Origin of the sequence: Bacillus sp. FSL M7-0307, from assembly GCF_038627835.1 — a bacterium.
In the GTDB taxonomy this organism is placed as follows: Bacteria; Bacillota; Bacilli; order Bacillales; family Bacillaceae; genus Bacillus; species Bacillus altitudinis.
Genome location: NZ_CP152023.1, coordinates 885001 through 903739 on the forward strand (window position 1 = coordinate 885001; position 18739 = coordinate 903739).

General features: G+C 39.5%; 21 protein-coding genes and 1 tRNA gene (1 of these 22 cut by a window edge). 16 read left to right on the forward strand and 6 right to left on the reverse strand.

The genetic code is table 11. The annotated features are described in order from the left end of the window. From MHI41_RS04455 to MHI41_RS04465, 3 genes are all read left to right on the forward strand, one after another. Positions 1-18: transfer RNA gene (locus MHI41_RS04455), tRNA-Leu, on the forward strand; it begins 64 nt to the left of the window's first position. A gap of 325 nt (positions 19-343) precedes the next feature. Continuing rightward, entirely contained in the window at positions 344-1138 is a 795-nt protein-coding gene (locus MHI41_RS04460) for a phosphotransferase (protein ID WP_272511331.1), read from the forward strand. A gap of 119 nt (positions 1139-1257) precedes the next feature. Next, positions 1258-1962 carry a hypothetical protein gene (locus MHI41_RS04465; protein ID WP_342494586.1) on the forward strand — a complete coding sequence of 235 codons (705 nt, stop codon included), beginning with the start codon at positions 1258-1260 and terminating at the stop codon, positions 1960-1962. Positions 1963-2004: 42 nt separating this feature from the next. Here the strand turns inward: MHI41_RS04465 and MHI41_RS04470 are convergent, their stop codons facing one another. The 5 genes from MHI41_RS04470 to MHI41_RS04490 form a co-directional block, all read right to left on the reverse strand. Beyond that, a complete protein-coding gene (locus tag MHI41_RS04470; RefSeq protein ID WP_342494587.1) occupies positions 2005-2550 on the reverse strand; it encodes a histidine phosphatase family protein in 546 nt (181 codons plus the stop codon). 71 nt (positions 2551-2621) lie between these two features. Beyond that, complete coding sequence (locus tag MHI41_RS04475) at positions 2622-2813, reverse strand: hypothetical protein (RefSeq protein WP_024719924.1); 192 nt, start codon at positions 2811-2813, stop codon at positions 2622-2624. Positions 2814-2930: 117 nt separating this feature from the next. Beyond that, positions 2931-3224: a hypothetical protein gene (locus MHI41_RS04480; RefSeq protein ID WP_342494588.1), complete on the reverse strand. Its 294-nt coding sequence runs from the start codon at positions 3222-3224 to the stop codon at positions 2931-2933. 64 nt (positions 3225-3288) lie between these two features. Continuing rightward, positions 3289-3978: a DUF1963 domain-containing protein gene (locus MHI41_RS04485; protein ID WP_148780310.1), complete on the reverse strand. Its 690-nt coding sequence runs from the start codon at positions 3976-3978 to the stop codon at positions 3289-3291. 18 nt (positions 3979-3996) lie between these two features. After that, positions 3997-4809 (reverse strand): DUF2262 domain-containing protein, encoded by an 813-nt coding sequence (locus tag MHI41_RS04490; protein ID WP_342494589.1) that lies wholly within the window; start codon positions 4807-4809, stop codon positions 3997-3999. Between the two features lie 534 nt (positions 4810-5343). On the opposite strand from MHI41_RS04490, the gene MHI41_RS04495 reads away from it, so the two are divergent. Next, entirely contained in the window at positions 5344-7287 is a 1944-nt protein-coding gene (locus MHI41_RS04495; protein ID WP_017360388.1) for an LTA synthase family protein, read from the forward strand. A 156-nt stretch (positions 7288-7443) separates the two neighbouring features. Further along, positions 7444-8010, forward strand: coding sequence for a signal peptidase I (gene lepB / locus MHI41_RS04500; RefSeq protein WP_017360387.1), 567 nt, complete (start codon positions 7444-7446; stop codon positions 8008-8010). 42 nt (positions 8011-8052) lie between these two features. Here lepB and MHI41_RS04505 read toward each other — a convergent pair whose 3' ends face one another. Beyond that, the gene (locus MHI41_RS04505; RefSeq protein WP_008349114.1) at positions 8053-9345 is read right to left on the reverse strand and encodes a homocysteine synthase; all 1293 of its coding nucleotides are present in this window, start codon (positions 9343-9345) and stop codon (positions 8053-8055) included. Between the two features lie 265 nt (positions 9346-9610). Between MHI41_RS04505 and MHI41_RS04510 the strand changes: the two genes are divergently transcribed. From MHI41_RS04510 to MHI41_RS04560, 11 genes are all read left to right on the forward strand, one after another. Further along, positions 9611-9766 carry an FbpB family small basic protein gene (locus tag MHI41_RS04510; protein ID WP_008349111.1) on the forward strand — a complete coding sequence of 52 codons (156 nt, stop codon included), beginning with the start codon at positions 9611-9613 and terminating at the stop codon, positions 9764-9766. A gap of 162 nt (positions 9767-9928) precedes the next feature. Continuing rightward, positions 9929-10696 (forward strand): ABC transporter ATP-binding protein, encoded by a 768-nt coding sequence (locus tag MHI41_RS04515; protein WP_202734618.1) that lies wholly within the window; start codon positions 9929-9931, stop codon positions 10694-10696. Between the two features lie 14 nt (positions 10697-10710). Continuing rightward, on the forward strand, positions 10711-11700 hold the full coding sequence (locus MHI41_RS04520; protein ID WP_342494590.1) for an aliphatic sulfonate ABC transporter substrate-binding protein: 990 nt from the start codon (positions 10711-10713) through the stop codon (positions 11698-11700). Positions 11701-11744: 44 nt separating this feature from the next. Further along, on the forward strand, positions 11745-12533 hold the full coding sequence (locus MHI41_RS04525; protein ID WP_224559741.1) for an ABC transporter permease: 789 nt from the start codon (positions 11745-11747) through the stop codon (positions 12531-12533). 14 nt (positions 12534-12547) lie between these two features. After that, positions 12548-13690: an FMNH2-dependent alkanesulfonate monooxygenase gene (gene ssuD / locus MHI41_RS04530; protein WP_249670335.1), complete on the forward strand. Its 1143-nt coding sequence runs from the start codon at positions 12548-12550 to the stop codon at positions 13688-13690. 541 nt (positions 13691-14231) lie between these two features. Next, positions 14232-14444 (forward strand): hypothetical protein, encoded by a 213-nt coding sequence (locus MHI41_RS04535; protein ID WP_003211695.1) that lies wholly within the window; start codon positions 14232-14234, stop codon positions 14442-14444. 115 nt (positions 14445-14559) lie between these two features. Then, the gene (locus MHI41_RS04540) at positions 14560-15306 is read left to right on the forward strand and encodes an ABC transporter ATP-binding protein (protein WP_008349096.1); all 747 of its coding nucleotides are present in this window, start codon (positions 14560-14562) and stop codon (positions 15304-15306) included. Continuing rightward, a complete protein-coding gene (locus tag MHI41_RS04545; protein WP_073415892.1) occupies positions 15284-16750 on the forward strand; it encodes a hypothetical protein in 1467 nt (488 codons plus the stop codon). The genes MHI41_RS04540 and MHI41_RS04545 overlap by 23 nt, the downstream gene beginning before the upstream one ends. Next, on the forward strand, positions 16734-17639 hold the full coding sequence (locus MHI41_RS04550; protein WP_008349091.1) for a PqqD family protein: 906 nt from the start codon (positions 16734-16736) through the stop codon (positions 17637-17639). The genes MHI41_RS04545 and MHI41_RS04550 overlap by 17 nt, the downstream gene beginning before the upstream one ends. Continuing rightward, a complete protein-coding gene (locus MHI41_RS04555; protein WP_008349089.1) occupies positions 17636-17917 on the forward strand; it encodes a hypothetical protein in 282 nt (93 codons plus the stop codon). Before MHI41_RS04550 ends, MHI41_RS04555 begins: the two co-directional genes overlap by 4 nt. Positions 17918-17996: 79 nt before the next feature. Beyond that, positions 17997-18677, forward strand: a complete 681-nt coding sequence (locus MHI41_RS04560) for a hypothetical protein (RefSeq protein ID WP_008349087.1) — start codon at positions 17997-17999, stop codon at positions 18675-18677. Positions 18678-18739: the final 62 nt, after the last annotated feature.

The window sequence follows — 18739 nt, forward strand, 5'->3', positions numbered from 1 at the left end:
CGACCCCGGCCACCGGTATCTATTAAAAGTTTCATGATTGGTTTTTACCGTAAACATAACGTTTCACCCTCGTGGTGAAACGTTTTTTTGTGGTTTAAATGAGTTATTTAGATAAAAATAGAAACCTATTAGAAAATAAATAGCATGTACTTCTTTTAGCAGAATAATCTTTAGATGATTTGCAACATTTGATAAGATACATTTAACCATGTAAGGAAACAAAATGGGGCAGCACATTCACATAAAACAGTGTGCTACCTTTGTGTAACTAAATGAATATTCGTGGGTACATACACATCTTTAGTTGACATCATCATTGTGACCCAGTTTGAGGGGAGAATTTATGAAAAAACAAAATGATCATGAGGAGTTATTGACAGGTGGAAATGTCTCGAACGTATATCGTTCGGGAGATACGGTTCGCAGAGAGGTAAAGTCAGACAATATGAATATACAAAAGCTGCTAAAGCATTTAGAAAAAAAGAATTTCTCCTATGCTCCAACATTTTTAGGGGTTGATGAAAAAGGTAGAGAGATCTTGTCCTTCATTGAAGGTGTAGCCGGTCATGATCCCTTAAAAGAATACATGTGCTCTCACAATGCTTTAAAAGAAATAGCGAGAATGCTTAGACTGTATCATGATGCTGTTAATGATTTTCCCATTTCAGACGATTGGGAACGAATGGACAATACGCCTAATAACATAGAGGTTGTGTGCCATAATGATTTTGCGATGTACAACATCATTTTCAACAATAAAAAGCCAGTGGGGATCATTGATTTTGATGTAGCTGCTCCTGGCCCAAGGCTTTGGGATATTGCATATACCCTTTATACATGTGTGCCCCTCAGTAGACTTTTTCGTACTGAAACAGGGGAGGTCGTAAATTATCATTCATTAGAACATGCAGGCCATATAAAGTATAGAGTCAAACTGTTTTTTGAAGCTTATGGTGAGGACATAGCAGAAGATTATGTGGATATGGTGCTGCTGCGTTTAGAAGGTTTATGTCAATACATGAAGCGAAAAGCGAGTGAAGGGGATAGAGCCTTTCAAAAAATGATTCATGAGGGGCACCTTGAACATTATCAAAAAGACATACAATTCATTCATGAACACAGAAAAGAATGGATATGAGGATGCCAAGGGTTTTATAAAAGAAAAAGGACAACTCATCTTTTTACTAGTTTCATGTGGATGTTACAATTGGTTATAATAGTTCAATAGAATGAATGTAAAGAGGCGGAGTTGTTATCTTGCAAACGAAGACGATACTACAGACTATTATTGAAGATGAGCGATCACATGATTATCCGCTTTTTAGACAGTACTGTGTCAGGAAAGAACAGGGTCTGCGTAAAGATGCGTTAAAGGTTCTTCAGTCTTTTGTTGAAGAGATGAATAAGAACGAATTTACAGCACGGCGTTCATTTGTTGCTTGGCTGTTTGATTACATTGAACGTTTTGAGGATGGTCATCATTTGCTTGTGTATCCATTGGTAAATGGGGTGATCCGCCCTGTTCTTCAAGAGTGGGAAAATATTGATCCAATGGATGTGAGACCGTATCGCTGGCAAGGCTTGTTTGTGCATCAGGGGGAAGGGCTGCCCTATTTATTGAAGGCACTAGAGCTGGGAGGCAGCAAAGAGCAGCGAGTGATTGTTCAAATTTGCGAAACCTATTTCTCGGCTTTGTGGTATTCGTTTCATCATATACATGAAGATCTTTATTTAAGCACCTATGAGAAAGATCATGAGCGAATTCAAGGGATTCAAGATGTCATGAAACTGATCGAAGATAAAAAGGTTCAAACCAATGTTGAAAAACTAGCAGTCTACTATAACCAGCTTTTATCGGACTGGAAGGAATTTCAGCAGACGGAGACAAGAGGCTTTGTGAAATGGTGTGCGGATCGTAATAAGCCCTATGAGTGGGTACAGACATTTTACTATCACCGATAGTTGTTTTTCATAAGAAAAAGGCTGGGGTCAACCCTGCCTTTTTTATTTATGCCATATTCTTTCTATTTCTACATGGTCTGCTTTAAAATATTTCAGGATGTAGACATCTGGATTGCTTAGTTGTTCCCACTCCTTGAATCCAATTGCGGGATCGGCGTATTTTAGAAGCAGGCTCATAATATTGCCATGAGTGGCGAATAAAGTATGATCTCTTCCTAATTTTATTTGTTCATAGAGTGCCTCTACAATACGATTCATCGCTTCTTGGCTCGACTCTCCGCCTTCACAGGTCATATGCATGTCCGAAAAACTGAGCTTTAGTTTTTCATACCAATCTTCCATTGGTTTTCTGCTTAACTTACGTTCAGAGAGACGCTTATCAATTTGTACCTTGATCTGTTTGGCATGAGCAAGGGGCTCAGCGGTTTGGATCGCTCGTTTATAAGGACTTGAGATGATCTGATTGAGCTGAATGCCGGAAAAAAGCTGTGCGAGTTCATGCGATTGTGTGATGCCTTGAGTCGTTAAAGACGCATCCTCGGATTGTCCATCTGCTTGACAGTGTCTGACGAAATAATATGTCTTCATAGGGTGTACACCTTCCTCTAAGTATAAAAAAATCATCCAATATTGGATGAGGGTTCACGAAAGTTTAGGTTCTATTTGTTCGTGTCTGCTTCTTTGTATGGATCTATGAGTTTGGAGGTTAGGTCTAAGTTGAACAAAAAATCATCTATGGTGTCTGTGCCAAAGGGAAGGGTGGAAAAATTAATTGGGATGCTGTCTTCTTGCGTATCTGAAGTAATCGGCTGTTTGTGCTGCTTTTTTCTCCAGTTCTTAAACAAGCGCATGTGAGGCCCCCTTTTCTAAAAAAAGATGGATTTATACATAATATACGGGGAGAGTTGTCCGAGCGTCAATTGTTTTCTTCAAAAGGATTTATTACATTTGTACGGAAAGAGCCACAGCTAAGTGCGGATCTTTCCGTGTTTTGACGTGGCACGGTGTATGGCTTGTTGTACCTTTCGTTCGCATCTGATGTTGTATGGCTTCTTATGGAGTTTACTCGTCTTAAATTGACCAATTACACGGCGGACTCCTTGATCATAAATGATCAGCTCTCTGTTCGTTTGATCATTTAATAACGCTTGAAACCAGCTGTGTTTTTTTAGCTGTGCTGCATTCCGTGATATATCTTCTTCATCTACCTGTAGAAAAGGGATATACAGAGCAAGATTGAAGATGTCTAAAATGAATCCCATATCACTAGCCCCCTTCATATCGTTTATTACGTTTAGAAAGGGGAATGGTTCCTTTCAATTGGTTTTAAAAACAATCCCAGTGCATGAACCATTCTTTATTGTCTTTGTCGTAATAGAAATACATCGTGCCGTTATCACCAATCATGAACCGAGGTTTTTCTTCTGAGGCGATTTGTAGCATGAATTCTCCTGACATCTGGTGGGGAGGAGATTGGATGTAAGCTCCGTATCCACCGATTTTTGTGAACGAGTAATTTGAGTAATGCTCGAAGAAATGATCTGTCGCTTCTTCACTTTCATTAACCTCTGATAAGTCAACGTATGACCAAGCTTCCTCCCAGCATGGATAATCCGGTTGTTCCCCTTCGAGCCACTCTATCTGGAAAGGTTTCATTCCTTTCACTTCTTCAGGGGTCTCAGCGATTTCTAATCCTTCCATTGATGAATATTCAATGAGTTTCCAGCCCTCACCGTTTTTGGCGATATCGATCGGAAGGGTTTTCTTGTTGATGAAAATTTGAATCAACTTACATTCATCAAAGCCGTTCATTCCCCCTGGTACTTCGGGTAAATACATTTGTAAAATGGGGATCATAGCTCCATCTTGATCTGCCGGCCACCCTTTATCACGTTGGATGAAAAAATGACCAGCAAACCAGCTGTACTTAGATGGATCAGGGCGAAACCCGCCTATTTTGGCTACAATAGGTGTTTTTCCTAGTTGATTTAATTCGTCAAAAGCTTTGATCTTCATTTATCCATCCCCCATTCTTTAGCCAGCAATGTGTGCATCTTGGAACGTTCCATTCATATTGCCAGAGACAATGATGACATGTCCCCAAAATAAATCTCCGTCATGATAGTAGGCTTCGAATTCTCCATTTGGATAAGCATGGAGGCTTTCAAGTGAGATGCGGCTGATAAATTGATCCGGTGTGATCTCTTTTGAATTTTCAGCGGAGTCGTCTTGTTCCTGCCAATCTTTTGCTAGTTCAATCAGCTGATTTGCTGCATATGACTTCATGGAGGCATCCCATGTCGTCTGCTCTTCTACGAGTTGTCTAGCCGTTTTCAGAGAGTCATTCATTTCTTCCTCTTCTTCAAGATTGAAGTAAAGAAGGCACTCCTCATTGCCCCACTGGATGGTTGTTTCAAATAAGTCTAGTCCTTTCACTAATTCAAAGGTACCCAGCTTGTCATCGTGGTAAAAGATAGGTTGTTGAGCTTCTTCTAATATTTCTTGAAGTTCCTTATCTTCAGTATCTGTATCAACAAGTGAAACGAGCATAAATTCACCTTCACCTTTACGTACTTGAAGTGTGACGATAGATTCTTTATGTAATTGCGCTTGTTTTTCCCGTAATCCCTTTTCATCTGTTAACCAGCACAGTCTCACTTTTTCGGTTATGATGCGGTCTTTTTCCTTCCATGCAATGAGTGGGATTGAAGCAGTCCAAAGAGTTTCTTTTCCTGCTTTTCCTGCTTTTCCTGCGCCGACTCCAGAAGGTCCTGTAACAGCCATGATGTCTATCACTTCTTCTGAGAATCTTTGTTCAAATATGTTGATTTGTTTGTTTGATTTCATAGGATGTCCCCCAGCTTGATTTATTTGATGGAGCTATACCTTTATCACACCGTACATTGGCAGGGGAAATCAAGCTTTTTTTGCTTAAAACTGTTTTTTAGGTTTGTGGTAGCAGAGAGGATACATGGATTGCTGGAGGTTGAGTCACAATAAAAAAGCAAATTGGTTCGGATTTTGTATAAATTTGGCTAAGTGAGTCAAAAAGCCTAGGTGATTCTTCCTTTTCTTTATAATTACTTTGACACGATTAGATGAAAAAAGTAAAGTAGTACTGAGTGATTTACAAAACCTTCATCATTCTCTGAAACATGAAGCGGCAGTAAATTTAATGTAAATGGATATTTTTCCTTTTATTTACTCGTATTTTTTTTGAAACTTATGATGCTTCTTATTCGTTATATTAAAGGAGCACATGTAACCTGCGGAGAAAAGAGCATCGGAATGCTTGGTGCAGAAGATTTACATTTGCAAAATCAATGTAAATTTTTTATGATTTCATTTATATCAGATCGAAAATAAGAAAGAAGAGGTTTTATGAAAAAAATATTTGCGAACAAATATAGCTTTTTTGTTTTGGCTGTTCTTCTATTTTGGGCAAAATCGTACACAGCTTACAAAATGGATTTTAATTTAGGAGTGAAGGGATCTTTTCAAGAGGGTCTTCTCTTATTAAATCCATTTAGTTCAGCCATCGTGTTTTTAGGACTTGCTCTCTTTTTGAAGGGGCGTAAATCGGCCATTGTTTTAATTGTCATTGATTTTATTATGACCGCACTTTTATATGCGAATGTAGCGTACTATCGTTTCTTTGATGATTTTTTAACATTCCCGACAATGAAACAAGCCGGTAATCTTGGGGGAGGTATGACTGGCGGTGTGTTAGCAAGTATTAAGCCGCATGACCTTTTGTACTTCCTTGATATCATCATTTTAATTGCAATTGTCATTTGGAGACCAGAAGTGAAGAAGTTCCAAATGAAAAAAACTTTCGCACTGCTGATTGTCGCTGCAGGTGTTGGACTGTTCTTCGTTAACCTACACTTAGCTGAAAAAGATCGTCCAGAATTATTGACGAGAACATTTGATCATAAGTATATTGTGAAATATTTAGGTGTTTATAACTATGCGATTTATGACGGCGTGCAAACCGCACAAAATGCAACGCAGGTAGCAAATGCGAGCAGTGATGATTTAACGGATGTTGTGAACTATACAACCTCTCACTATGCGAAACCAAATGCAGAATATTTTGGTCAAGCAAAAGGGAAAAACATCATCAAAATCCATTTAGAAAGCTTCCAGTCATTTTTAATTGACTACAAGTTAAATGGAGAAGAAGTGACGCCGTTTTTAAACAAACTAGCTCATGGAAAAGAAGATTTTACGTATTTTGATAACTTCTTCCACCAGACTGGTCAAGGGAAGACTTCTGATGCTGAGCTCATGATGGATAATAGTATGTTTGGCTTGCCAGAGGGTGCAGCGTTTGTGACAAAAGGTGAAAATACCTTCCAATCACTTCCTGCCATCTTAGATCAAAAAGCAGGCTATACGAGTGCAGTGCTTCACGGGGATTATAAATCTTTCTGGAACCGTGACACGATTTATAAACATATGGGAATTGATCAATTCTTCGATGCATCTTATTACAACATGGATGAAGAAAACCTTGTAAACATGGGTCTGAAGGATAAACCGTTCTTTAAAGAATCAATTCCAATGTTAGAATCAATGAAAAAGCCATTTTATGCACACTTAATGACATTGACCAACCATTATCCATTTAATTTAGATGAGAAAGATGCGACAATCGCTAAAGCAACAACTGGCGATAAAACAGTGGATAATTATTTCCAAACAGCGAGATACTTGGATGAGTCATTAGAACAATTCTTTAAGGACTTGAAAAAATCAGGTCTGTATAAAGACTCAGTGATTCTATTATATGGTGACCATAACGGTATTTCTGAAAACCATAACCGTGCAATGAGTGAGATTCAAGGGAAAGAAATTACGCCATATCAAAATGCACAAAATCAGCGTGTACCGCTCATGATTCGGATCCCTGGTAAACAAGGCGGCGTGAATCATACGTATGGCGGTGAAGTAGACGTGATGCCGACGCTTCTTCATTTGCAGGGTATTGATTCAAACGAGTTTGTGAATTTTGGGACAGATCTATTTTCTAAAAAGCATGATCAAACTGTTGCATTCCGTAACGGAAACTATGTGACACCAAAATATACCCTTGTAGATAATACCGTCTACGATACAAAAACGGGTAAAGTTGTGAAACAAAACAAAAAGACAGAAGCGATTAAAGCCCGTGTTGATAATCAGTTAAGCCTTTCAGATAAAGTGCTGTACAGGGATCTTCTTCGATTCCATAAGCTATCTGATTTTAAACCAGTGAATCCATCTGATTATTTCTATGGTAAAACAAACAAAGAGACAGAAGCGGATTCTTCTGCTAACTAACTGAGTTTTGGGCAAGCACAGAAAGGTGCTTGCCTTTTTCTCTCTTACAGCTTGATTTGTTGGCAAAATATGTTTATATTTAGGGAGAAACAAGCGTGGCGCTAGCGGTCAGCTGGCGATAACTCATTTTGTCCTAGGGGATTTCAGGAGGAGCTTATGACAACAAATACAAAAACACAAAAAAAGAAATCAGAATTATGGGGCTGGATCAAAGCCATCTTAATCGCATTTATTGCTGTTTTTATCATTCGTAACTTTTTATTCGCACCGTATATTGTAAAGGGGACTTCTATGGAACCGACACTGCATAATACAGAGCGGGTGTTTGTGAATAAAACAGTGGATTACTTCGGCGATTATAAACGCGGACAGATCATTGTTCTTGATGGGGAAGACCGCAGTACTCACTATGTGAAACGATTGATTGGTTTACCTGGTGATAAAATCGAAATGAAAAATGACCAGCTATATGTGAACGGTCAAAAAGTGGCGGAGCCTTATTTAGCATCAAACAAAAAGAAAGCTGCCGCAGATGGCACCTTGCTGACACCTGATTTTGGTCCTCTTACAGTCCCTAAAGGAAAGTACTTTGTCATGGGTGACAACCGCCAAAACTCAATGGACAGTCGCAACGGTTTAGGTCTTTTTACAAAGAGTGATATTCAAGGGACAACATCATTCGTGTTTTATCCCTTCCAAGATATTCGATTAATCAATCACTAATCAATAAGAAAAAGCACACAGGCGTGTGCTTTTTTTGTTTGGTTAAGACTGGCTTTTTGAAATCGCCTGTTCTAGATCTGCCAGAATATCTTCAATCGCTTCTGTTCCAACAGATAAACGAATAAGTTCTGGTGTCACCCCTGTGGCTTTTTGCTCTGCTTCACTTAATTGCTGATGCGTTGTGCTGGCAGGGTGGATGATGAGTGACTTAGAGTCGCCTACGTTTGCAAGATGTGAGAAAAGCTGAACCGAATCAATGAGTTTTTTTCCTGCGTCTTTGCCACCTTTAATGCCGAATGTGAGGATGGCGCCTTGTCCTTTTGGTAAATAAGTTTGAGCCAGCTCAAAGGATTCATGGCCTTCAAGACCTGGATAGCTGACCCATTCTACAAGAGGATGATCTTGTAAAAATTGTGCTGTCTTCAATGCATTTTCACTGTGGCGTTCAAGGCGAAGATGCAATGTTTCTAAGCCTTGCAAGAGTAAAAATGAGTTGAATGGTGATAAAGCCGCCCCTAGATCACGTAAGAGCTGTACACGTGCTTTTGTGATATAAGCTGCTTCGCCAATCGCTTCCGTATACGTCAGACCATGATAGCTAGGGTCTGGTTCCGTCAGGCCTTTGAACTTATCACTATCACTCCAAGGAAACTTGCCGCTGTCGACGATGACTCCGCCAATGGATGTGCCATGGCCGCCGATGAATTTCGTCGCTGAATGGACAACAATGTCTGCGCCAAATTCAATCGGTCTTAACAAATAAGGGCTGGCAAGTGTGTTATCCACAATTAGAGGGATATGGTGCTTGTGTGCAATGGCTGATACGGCTTCAATATGTAAAATGTCGCCTTTTGGATTCCCGATGCTTTCTGCATACACTGCTTTTGTTTTATCTGTAATGGCTGCTTCAAGTTCTTCAAGGTTTGAGGAATCCACAAATTTCACTGTAATTCCGAGCTTTTTTAATGTATGAGCAAATAAATTATATGTGCCGCCATACAGACTGCTGGAGGATACGATTTCGTCACCAGCTCCTGCAATGTTTAAAATGGAGTAAGTGGTCGCTGCTTGTCCTGAGGAGACAGCAAGTGCACCAATTCCACCTTCAAGCTCAGCGATCCGTTTTTCAAACACATCATTTGTCGGGTTCATAATACGTGAATAAATATTACCGGGTTCCTGAAGGCCAAATAAATTCGCCGCATGCTCACTATCTCTAAAACCGAAAGAGCTTGTTTGGTAAATAGGTACAGCTCTTGAATAGGTGGCTGAATCCAGTTCTTGACCTGCGTGTATTGCTTTTGTTTCTAAACGAAATTGAAGTTCTTCTGACATGTGTGTATCCTCCTTTTGTTAGATAAAACCAACTACTTTAATAAGAAATATTTAATAAGACTATAAATCTTGTTTAGTGCCCGGTCAATCATTTTTTAGATAAATCTGAAAAAACAATAAATATAGTTGACATGTCGGAATAGTATGTATTAACATAAGCATACTGAAAATACCAACAAGAATCGCTGATCGGTCAACCGAAGGCTCGTTCACTCAGGCATGAGTGAAGGGCCTTTTTTTATTTTAATCAGGAGGGAAGTTGAAGATGGAGAAAAAGAAAAAACGAAAAAAATACAGAAAACATATGGATATCACATTAGACATTTTGATTGAGCGTAACAAATATGAGATTTACAGCAATCAAGAACGAATAGAAGCCATTTACGATCGTATTGATGAAAAACATACAAGGTCGAAATAACCATTTTATAAAATGTAGTTGATTTATAGGAATAATATGATTTAGGATGGTGCTAACAACTCAATATGAAAAGCTGATCGGACAAAACGAAGGCTCTTATCTCTCTTTTGGGATAAGGGCCTTTCTGTGTATCTATCTGATGACAAGAGGAGTGAACTTGCATTGACTATTTCCGTTGATATTGTGGATAAGTCTTTTTGGAAAGACAAACAAACCATTCAAGTGCTTGAAAACGTAAGGCTCACCATCGTTCCTGGTGAATTCGTGACGGTGATTGGTCCGAGCGGTTGCGGGAAAAGTACATTGCTGAAGATGATTGGAGGGCTTGATACAGATTATGATGGGCAGATCGTGATAGGAGAAAGGCGTGTGACAGAACCAGGAATGAAACAGGGCTTTATTTTTCAAGAGCATCGCTTATTTCCATGGTTGACGGTCGAAGAAAATATCGCTGCCAATTTCAATTTAAAACAAGCAGCTGTTCGCCGCAAAGTGGATGAATTAATTGAAATTGTTCGGTTAAAAGGTTTTGAACACGCCTATCCACATGAGCTTTCAGGCGGGATGTCACAACGTGTTGCTATTGCAAGAGGACTCCTGCGTGATCCGGAGATTTTATTGCTTGATGAACCTTTTGGTGCGCTAGATGCATTTACACGGAAACACTTACAGGATGTGCTGCTGGATATTTGGCAGGAGAAAAGAACAACGATGGTGCTTGTCACTCATGATATTGACGAATCCATTTATTTAGCCAATGAAATTGTGCTGTTACAAGCAAGACCCGGCCGAATTCATAAAATCCTTCCCGTGAACTTACCATTCCCGCGGAATAGAACGTCAACAGCTTTTCAGAGCTTAAGACAAAAGGTGCTTTCAGAATTTGAGAAAACAGATGAGCTGTTACTGACGAATGGCTCAGGAATTTAAGGAGGTCAAATCGAATGAAAAGGCAAAAAAGGATCGTTCTCTTTCTGGGTATCCTCCTTGTATTAGCTGGGTGTGGTCAAGCAGCGAATGGATCAGAAGACAAGCCGAAAGAGATTCGGATTGGGATTCAGCAAAGTCTAAGCCCACTTCTTTTAGCAAAGGAAAAAGGGTGGTTTGAGCAATCATTTGAAAAAGAAGGTGTGAAAGTCAAGTGGGTGGAGTTCCAAAGTGGTCCTCCCCAATTCGAAGGGCTTGCCGCCAATCAATTAGATTTTTCACAGGTTGGTAATTCACCTGTTATAGCTGGTCAGGCAGCAGGTATTGATTTTAAGGAAATTGGTTTATCTCAGGATGGGTTAAAGGCGAATGGGATTTTAGTGAATAAGAACAGTGAGATTCAAAAAGTAGAAGATTTAAAAGGGAAAAAAATCGCCGTTGCCAAAGGAAGCAGTGGTTTTGACTTTTTATACAAAGTATTAGATCAGGCAGGTTTATCTGCAAAGGATGTCCAGATCATTCAGCTTCAGCCGGATGAGGCAATATCTGCGTTTGAAAATGGGTCAGTTGATGCTTGGTCGATCTGGGAGCCGTTCTTATCACTTGAAACGATAGAAAAGGGAGCAAAGCTACTGGTTAATGGAGAAGCGACCGATTTATATTCACCTGGATTCACACTTGTCAGAACCAAGTTTGCCGATGAACACCCTGAACTAGTGGTGCAATTTTTAAAAGTATATGACAAAGCGGTGAAATGGCAGAAAGATCATCAACAGGAAGCCATTACACTTTATGCTCGTTTGAAACAATTAGATCAGAAGGTGGTGACACAAGTATTAAACAATTCAGAGCCGCTCAATGAGCCCATTTCTAAGAAAATCATAAACGCCCAGCAGCATACAGCTGATTTTCAATATCAAACAAAGGCGATTCAGCGGAAGATTGATGTCAATCAGGTGGTAGATAATTCGTTTATTGAAAAAATGCTGAAAGAGGAGAAGAGTTGATGAAAGCTGCATCTAACCCAGCCCTTGTGACTAAAACCGAGCGAATGAAGAAAAAAAGGAGAAAAGCTTCATCCTTCATCATGTTAAAAGGACTTGTATTACCTGCTTTACTCATTGCGATTTGGCAGGGAGCTGCTGCTTCCCAAATCGTTTCTTCTACTGTACTACCTGCACCCACTGTCATTGCGGAATCTTTTCGTGAGTTGATTCGTTCCGGTGAGCTGTTTGGCCATCTTTACATCAGTCTCTACAGAGCAATATGCGGGTTTTTACTTGGGGGAGGTTTAGGACTTGTGATGGGTCTGTGTGTCGGTTTTTCTAGGAAAACCGAGCAGTATGTAGATCCGACCTTGCAAATGCTGAGAACAGTTCCTCATTTAGCGGTGACTCCTTTATTTATTCTTTGGTTTGGTTTTGATGAATCAGCGAAAATTTTATTGATTGCACTTGGGGCTTTTTTTCCGATCTATATCAATACCTTTCTAGGAATTCGCAGTGTAGATAACAAGCTGTTCGATGTGGCTCGCGCTTTAGAGTTTAATCTGTATCAAAATATCACAAAGCTCATTTTACCTGCTGCCCTTCCTCATATTCTTCTGGGCGTGAGGCTTTCATTAGGCATTGCCTGGCTTGGTTTAGTGGTGGCTGAATTGATGGGGTCGAGTAGTGGAGTCGGCTACATGATTATGGATGCAAGACAATTCTCGCAAACGGATAAAGTGTTTGTAGGGATTATCATCTTTGCGGTAGTTGGTAAGATGACTGATTCATTTGTACGGCTGTTAGAAAAGCGACTGCTCAAATGGCGCACAAGTTATCAAGGTGAAAAATAATAGGAGGCGATATGATGAATATTCTATGGTTTATTCCAACGCATGGGGATGGGCGTTATTTAGGATCATCGAAAGGGGCAAGACAGGCAGACTATCCGTATTTTAAACAAATTGCTCAAGCTGCCGATCAGCTTGGGTACACAGGGGTCTTGCTGCCTACAGGTAGATCTTGTGAAGATCCATGGCTGACAGCGGCCGCTTTAGCTGCAGAGACAACTCATTTAAAGTTTCTTGTGGCTCTTCGGCCAGGGTTGATGCAGCCGTCTGTTGCTGCTAGAATGACCTCCACATTTGATCGGCTTTCAGGCGGGAGACTGCTGATCAATGTTGTAGCGGGAGGAAGTAAAGAAGAACTTGAAGGAGACGGGCTATTCATTTCTCATGATGAACGCTATGAGGCAACAGAAGAATTTTTGACCATCTGGAAGCGGTTATTGAAAGGAGAGAATGTTCAGTTTCAAGGGAAGCATCTGCAAGCACAAAATGGACGTCTGCTATTTCCACCAGCTCAAACACCACATCCACCCGTTTTTTTTGGAGGATCATCAGAAGCAGGCATTCAAGCCGCTGCAAAACATACAGATGTTTATTTAACTTGGGGCGAGCCTCCTGCACAAGTAAAAGAGAAAATCGCACAAGTGAAAAAGCAGGCTGAAAAAGAAGGAAGAACGGTGAGGTTTGGTATTCGACTTCATGTGATCGTGAGGGAAACGGAAGATGAAGCTTGGCAAGCAGCGGAACATCTGATTCGTCATTTAGATCAAGAGACTATTGATGAGGCGCAAAAGACTTTACAAGGGATGGACTCAGTAGGGCAAAAACGAATGGTTGAATTACATCAAGGGAATAAAGAGAAGCTTGAAATTAGCCCTAATCTTTGGGCAGGCATTGGCTTAGTTAGAGGCGGGGCAGGAACAGCGCTCGTCGGGGACCCGCATACAGTAGCAGAACGTGTAATAGAATATCAGTCTCTAGGTATTGATACATTTATCTTTTCTGGTTATCCGCACTTAGAAGAATCTTATTATTTAGCAGAACTTGTTTTCCCGCTTCTCCCATTTAAAAGAAATGGTGATGCAGGACCACACGTTCCTGCTGGTGAAATTATTGGGAACAATTACTTTCCTGATACAGCCTCTGCTGCAAGTTCCTCATAAATGAAAGCAAAGCAGTCATACTTGTCGGGCTGCTTTGCTTTTTTTATAGAAAGAGAAGCAAGTAAAATGATATGTGCTGTGGAAGAAGGCAAGGGCTTTTTTCCCAACAGGTTTTCTTGTATATACATATTTTAAGAGACAAGAGAAGAAGGAAAATATGCTCACTCTTTTGTCGGAATTATCAGTTAATATGTCGTATTTGATGTGTTAACGACATATAATTAGGACTTTTATATCTGATATATCGGGGGAATTCTTTCTATCTCAAAAAAATGAAAGATTAAATAGAAGAGATGATGAAAATGAACTATTTGAAAAAAGGCAGAAAAAAGATGGTTTAATTGACATTATATGGGTTTGGTGGTTCTTACGTTGTGGTGAAAAATAGTAAAAAAGGGAGAATTTATACAGTTGAACATGAATAATTGAATAAAAAGTCACATTTTACACGAAAATATGTTCGGTCAAAAATGGGATCTTCTGTTGATGTTTGGAGTGTGACGCCTATGATACGATCATCATAAGCTGGGAGGTGAAAAGTATGACTTATGCAGCGCCGCAAGTTGACTATTCCACTATGGAACCTGCTATTATGGACCAAGCTTGGTTCTTAGTATTTGTTGCTGTCCTTCTTGGATTGGGAGCAACAGTTGTTCTAGGAGCAGCAGTTTGGTGTTTAGCAAACGGCAAGGGTAGCTTTACAGGAGCCGTTCAGTGGGAAAGTGGCTTAAAAGTCCAAATTGAATGTAAGTAGCTATACTTAGGATTCATCTTTTTACTTCTTAGATAAGACACCAGGGCTAAACCGTCTGTGGCGGGCGGTTTAGCCTGATCTGTTTTTAAAGAATATGCAGACACTTGGAGGTTATATGTTTACGATCGAGAATTTAACCAAGACGTATAAAAATAACGTGACTGCTGTCAATGATTTTCATTTGAAAATTGCCCCTCATCAAATCGTTGCTGTTGCTGGACCAAATGGATCCGGTAAAACAACGATGATTAACTGTGTACTCGGCATCATTAAGCATACAGAAGGAACCATTCATATCAAGGACGTCACAAATGATGATCCATCCTTTAAAAAACAAGTCGCCTATGTTCCAGATGATCTGCTGCTCCCTGAAGCATTGACTGGTGCTGAATATTTAGATTTTGTTTCTTCTATGTATGAATGTAAAACAATTCAAAGAAGAAATCAACTAATTGAATTGTTTGATATGGAATCAGCTTTATCAAGACCGATTGAAACCTATTCCCATGGAATGAAAAAAAAGACACAGCTGATTGCTGCCTTTATGCTTGAGAGTCAATTAGTGATCATGGATGAGCCCTTTAGAGGACTTGATATTGAAGCGGTTATAAACACAAAGAAACTAATGAAACGTTATGCCGAGCACCATGGTGCAATCTTGCTTTCAACGCATGATATGCTTTCAGCGGAAGAGCTGTGCCACAAGATCGCCATTATTTCTAAAGGAAATAAAATGGATGAAGGGACGGTTTCAGCCTTAAAAGAAAAGTATCAATCAAGCACATTGGAACAGGTGTTTCTGAAAGCTTCAATGTTAAGTGATAGGGGTGCACATTTTGATGAAATCATTAATCATTTCTAAAATGATGCTTAAAATGTGGCAGCAGGAGATGTATAAGCTCTTTGATACTCAAACGAAGCGAATCATTGTGGTCTTATTCTTTTTGTTTGCAGTCACAATGGGAGCCATCATCGGATACAGTTTTACGGGTGTCTTTATGAAGGCTTTCTTAAATGGAGATGAACGTTCACTTGGGTTGTTGGTTGTGTCGATGGCAATCAATGCATCCATTTTTACAAGCTTGTTATTTGTGCTGATCAAAGTCAGAACACCTGAACAAGACCGCTTCTCTATGCAGCTCAGCTGGTTTCCGCTGTCTACCTTTCAAAAAAGTCTTGGTTACTTCATTCCGATGGTGACAGTCGTGACAGGGCTTGTTTTATTTTTCATCGGGATCTTGCTTTTACCTAATTTTATTGCACAAGGGATCGGTATTTTCTTTATTCTTACATTCTTTTTGATGGTGCTGTTGCAATCGCTCTTTGTCTTAACACTGCTTCAGCTCATTTACAACGTGACTTATTTACTCGTACTAAAATTAAAATTACCGTTGCAAAAATTTGCAGCGATATTTGTTTTATTAGCGCTAGTTGTAGCCTATGGAATGACACATTTCGACATCAATCAAATACAGCAATCATATGTACAGTTTGATTATCATTTGATGTATTTTACAGCACCGTTTTTCTTAGCGGCACAAGGGATGTCTCCTGACGGGGTGAATTATGCGTTTTTGATCCTCTTCATCTTATTATCTGCGGGAGGCGCATTTATTTCTCTTGCTTTAATGCCAATTATGGCTGAGAAAAAAGCGTTAACCTTTCTGCACAAACTACCATTTTCATCTTCGAAAAAGTGGTCACTCATTGTAAAGGAAATAAAGTCACAAGTGAGAAATGAAGAAAATATTTTAAACTTTCTCATCCTCCTTATTGTCATTTTATTTGTCCGTTATCAGTTTGCCTTCCGCTTTGAAGGAGAAGCTTTTTTTGTCTTATGTGCGCTAGCTGGGTTAACAGCTTTTAATTCATTTGGCAATGACAAACGAATGCTTGGGATGTATAAAACGTTCGGTCTAAGGCCGTGGGAAGTGGCTCTTTATAAGTTCCTTGGGCTTTTGCTCGTTGGTGTGATCCAAATTGTTTTATTTATGATCACAACACTGACGCTCCCGGATCAGATCTGGATCGTGTTGATTGGCGCTGCTGTCTTGTGTAATGCAACGGCTCTCTTTTATGTGGTTGGTATTTTATTGCCCCTTGATCGAAATAATCCATACACAGGCATTTTCTCGTTTGGAGCGCTTATTTTAATCATGATTCCGATTGTTTTTATTGGAAACTATGTGATAGGGGAATCGAGTCAAATGCTTCAGTGGCTGCTTGTGGCAGGATTTGAATGTCTGCTCATCTTTGCCATATATAAAGGTTTTTCATGGAGGTATTCACATGATTCAACTTCTTAACAATAAGCTAAAGATTGAGCGGGTGCCGGCACTTGCACCATATGTGACTTTACAAAAAAGGCATTTGACTGATACGCAGTACGGAAGCTCACTTCCAATTAACGAAAGTGCATATCATATGTTAACGAAAGTGGATGGTCAAAGGACAGAGGCGAGTATTACGGCAGAGCTCGCCGATTTGTTTCAGGTCGATGAGTCTGTGATTGCCCGCGATTTTTATCAACTGATGATGGGGTTGAATCAGCATCACTTGCTGTCGATTCATTATCAATCGCCATATCGGACTGTCACAGCCTTCTGTCAATTTTTTAAGCAGTATCAAGTAAAGATGAAAGAGCGGTTTGACTGCACGGGTCATTCATTTCTTCACATATTGGGTACGGCTCTGCTGATGGTGACGCGCAAAATCATCTTTTTCTGGGTGCTTTTTATGATCATGGCGGGAATCGCCTTTTTATTTATTCCTGATCCATCGATTGCAGCCATTGCGATTTATTTTACGATTATTTATTTCGGATTAATTACTGGAACTGCCTTGCATGAGGCGGCGCATGGGTATGCACATCGGAAGTTCGCCGGCCGGGATGGCCCTCAAGGCTTTTTTGCGAGCGATATGATGTCTGTGAAATTTGTGAGGCCTGTTTTAGATCCGTTTCAGAAAAAACAGGTGTGGATTACACTGCTTGGTCCGCTTTTGCCGGGGCTCATTGGCGCAGCCGGAATCATTGTGACTGTTTTATTTCTAAAAGAAAATCCAATTTCGACAGGGTTTTTCATTTTTTCAATCACGTATTTTATTCAATTGCTCTACCTTCTTCCGTTTATGGGGGATGGTAAGTCTATTATGAAGCAGTTATTGCTTGGTGGAATGGGAGGACAACGATCATGAACGTTCAGGCAATGAAACAAGGTGCAATTGTTGGTAGTTTCCTAGGTTTCTTAGGTTTTCCGATGCTGACCATTGGTGTTCTGTTCTATCACTTATTTCAATCAAAAACAAATAATGAATTATTATTTAACAGTCTTGCTTTTGAGATGGAAGGTTCGTCTGCATTTACGTTCCAAATCAAACCAAACTTTTTTATTTATATGGTTGTCATTTTTGCTGTCAGTTTTCTCATTGTGGCATTCCTATCAGCCATGAAACAGAAAAAAGCGAAAGATTAGGAGAATTCTCCTAATCTTTTTTTGTATATTAAACCAAATTTTAGTATAATAAAAAATAAATGTATAAAAGGGGATATCAATGATTAAGAAATGGAGCATTCTTTTATTTACTGTTTTTCTATTAGCAGGATGCGGCGAGAAGGCTGCAGAAACAACAACGACAGAGAAAACGGTCTCAGAAAAACCTGCAACAGAGAAAAATAAGGAAACAGCAACTCACGATGAAGTAACTGTCGAACCTATGAAACTAACAAAAAATGAAAAAAGTCTTTTGGAAGCATTATCAGATAAGCCGTTTGAAGCGATGACAGTGAAAGGACTAAAAGGCAGTAATAAAAGTGTATCCTTGATCGGTATGCATTACAAAGATGGACAATTATTAAAAGAAGATACAAAAAAAATCACCATTGACCTTCATCAAAATGGCGTCGATAACAGTGTGAATTTTATCTATCAGCTAGAAGATGAAAAAGATGATCTGTTAAAAGTAACGTATAGCTTATGGAAAGATAAAGAGCAAAGCGAACTAACGAAACTCTCGACTAGCATGGATTTCAAACAGGACGTGGGAGGAAACACAACGATATCAGCTTCAGATCTTTTTCACATGTCTCCTGGAGAGAAAAAATTAATTTCTACTACCATCACAACTGGAATGAACCATGAGTTTTCTGGTTTAACAGGTTCTGAAAAGAATCTGAAAGAGGAATTAAAAGATGTAAAGCAGGCTTATTTGGTGTATTTGCAGCTAGACAAATAACTATCGTAATATATATGGAGAATATGAAATTTTTTGACGAAAAATCTTCATATTCTCTTGAC

What these genes read in the sequence shown, in the direction of transcription:
- MHI41_RS04520 (WP_342494590.1), top strand. Translation starts at nt 10,711, where the DNA reads ATGAAAAGGCAAAAAAGGATCGTTCTCTTTCTGGGTATCCTCCTTGTA.
- MHI41_RS04470 (WP_342494587.1), bottom strand. Translation starts at nt 2,550, where the DNA reads ATGAAGACATATTATTTCGTCAGACACTGTCAAGCAGATGGACAATCC.
- MHI41_RS04525 (WP_224559741.1), top strand. Translation starts at nt 11,745, where the DNA reads ATGAAGAAAAAAAGGAGAAAAGCTTCATCCTTCATCATGTTAAAAGGA.
- MHI41_RS04560 (WP_008349087.1), top strand. Translation starts at nt 17,997, where the DNA reads ATGATTAAGAAATGGAGCATTCTTTTATTTACTGTTTTTCTATTAGCA.
- MHI41_RS04475 (WP_024719924.1), bottom strand. Translation starts at nt 2,813, where the DNA reads ATGCGCTTGTTTAAGAACTGGAGAAAAAAGCAGCACAAACAGCCGATT.
- MHI41_RS04460 (WP_272511331.1), top strand. Translation starts at nt 344, where the DNA reads ATGAAAAAACAAAATGATCATGAGGAGTTATTGACAGGTGGAAATGTC.
- MHI41_RS04490 (WP_342494589.1), bottom strand. Translation starts at nt 4,809, where the DNA reads ATGAAATCAAACAAACAAATCAACATATTTGAACAAAGATTCTCAGAA.
- lepB (WP_017360387.1), top strand. Translation starts at nt 7,444, where the DNA reads ATGACAACAAATACAAAAACACAAAAAAAGAAATCAGAATTATGGGGC.
- MHI41_RS04550 (WP_008349091.1), top strand. Translation starts at nt 16,734, where the DNA reads ATGATTCAACTTCTTAACAATAAGCTAAAGATTGAGCGGGTGCCGGCA.
- MHI41_RS04480 (WP_342494588.1), bottom strand. Translation starts at nt 3,224, where the DNA reads ATGGGATTCATTTTAGACATCTTCAATCTTGCTCTGTATATCCCTTTT.
- MHI41_RS04485 (WP_148780310.1), bottom strand. Translation starts at nt 3,978, where the DNA reads ATGAAGATCAAAGCTTTTGACGAATTAAATCAACTAGGAAAAACACCT.
- MHI41_RS04535 (WP_003211695.1), top strand. Translation starts at nt 14,232, where the DNA reads ATGACTTATGCAGCGCCGCAAGTTGACTATTCCACTATGGAACCTGCT.
- MHI41_RS04495 (WP_017360388.1), top strand. Translation starts at nt 5,344, where the DNA reads ATGAAAAAAATATTTGCGAACAAATATAGCTTTTTTGTTTTGGCTGTT.
- MHI41_RS04545 (WP_073415892.1), top strand. Translation starts at nt 15,284, where the DNA reads ATGAAATCATTAATCATTTCTAAAATGATGCTTAAAATGTGGCAGCAG.
- MHI41_RS04510 (WP_008349111.1), top strand. Translation starts at nt 9,611, where the DNA reads ATGGAGAAAAAGAAAAAACGAAAAAAATACAGAAAACATATGGATATC.
- MHI41_RS04540 (WP_008349096.1), top strand. Translation starts at nt 14,560, where the DNA reads ATGTTTACGATCGAGAATTTAACCAAGACGTATAAAAATAACGTGACT.
- MHI41_RS04555 (WP_008349089.1), top strand. Translation starts at nt 17,636, where the DNA reads ATGAACGTTCAGGCAATGAAACAAGGTGCAATTGTTGGTAGTTTCCTA.
- MHI41_RS04505 (WP_008349114.1), bottom strand. Translation starts at nt 9,345, where the DNA reads ATGTCAGAAGAACTTCAATTTCGTTTAGAAACAAAAGCAATACACGCA.
- ssuD (WP_249670335.1), top strand. Translation starts at nt 12,548, where the DNA reads ATGAATATTCTATGGTTTATTCCAACGCATGGGGATGGGCGTTATTTA.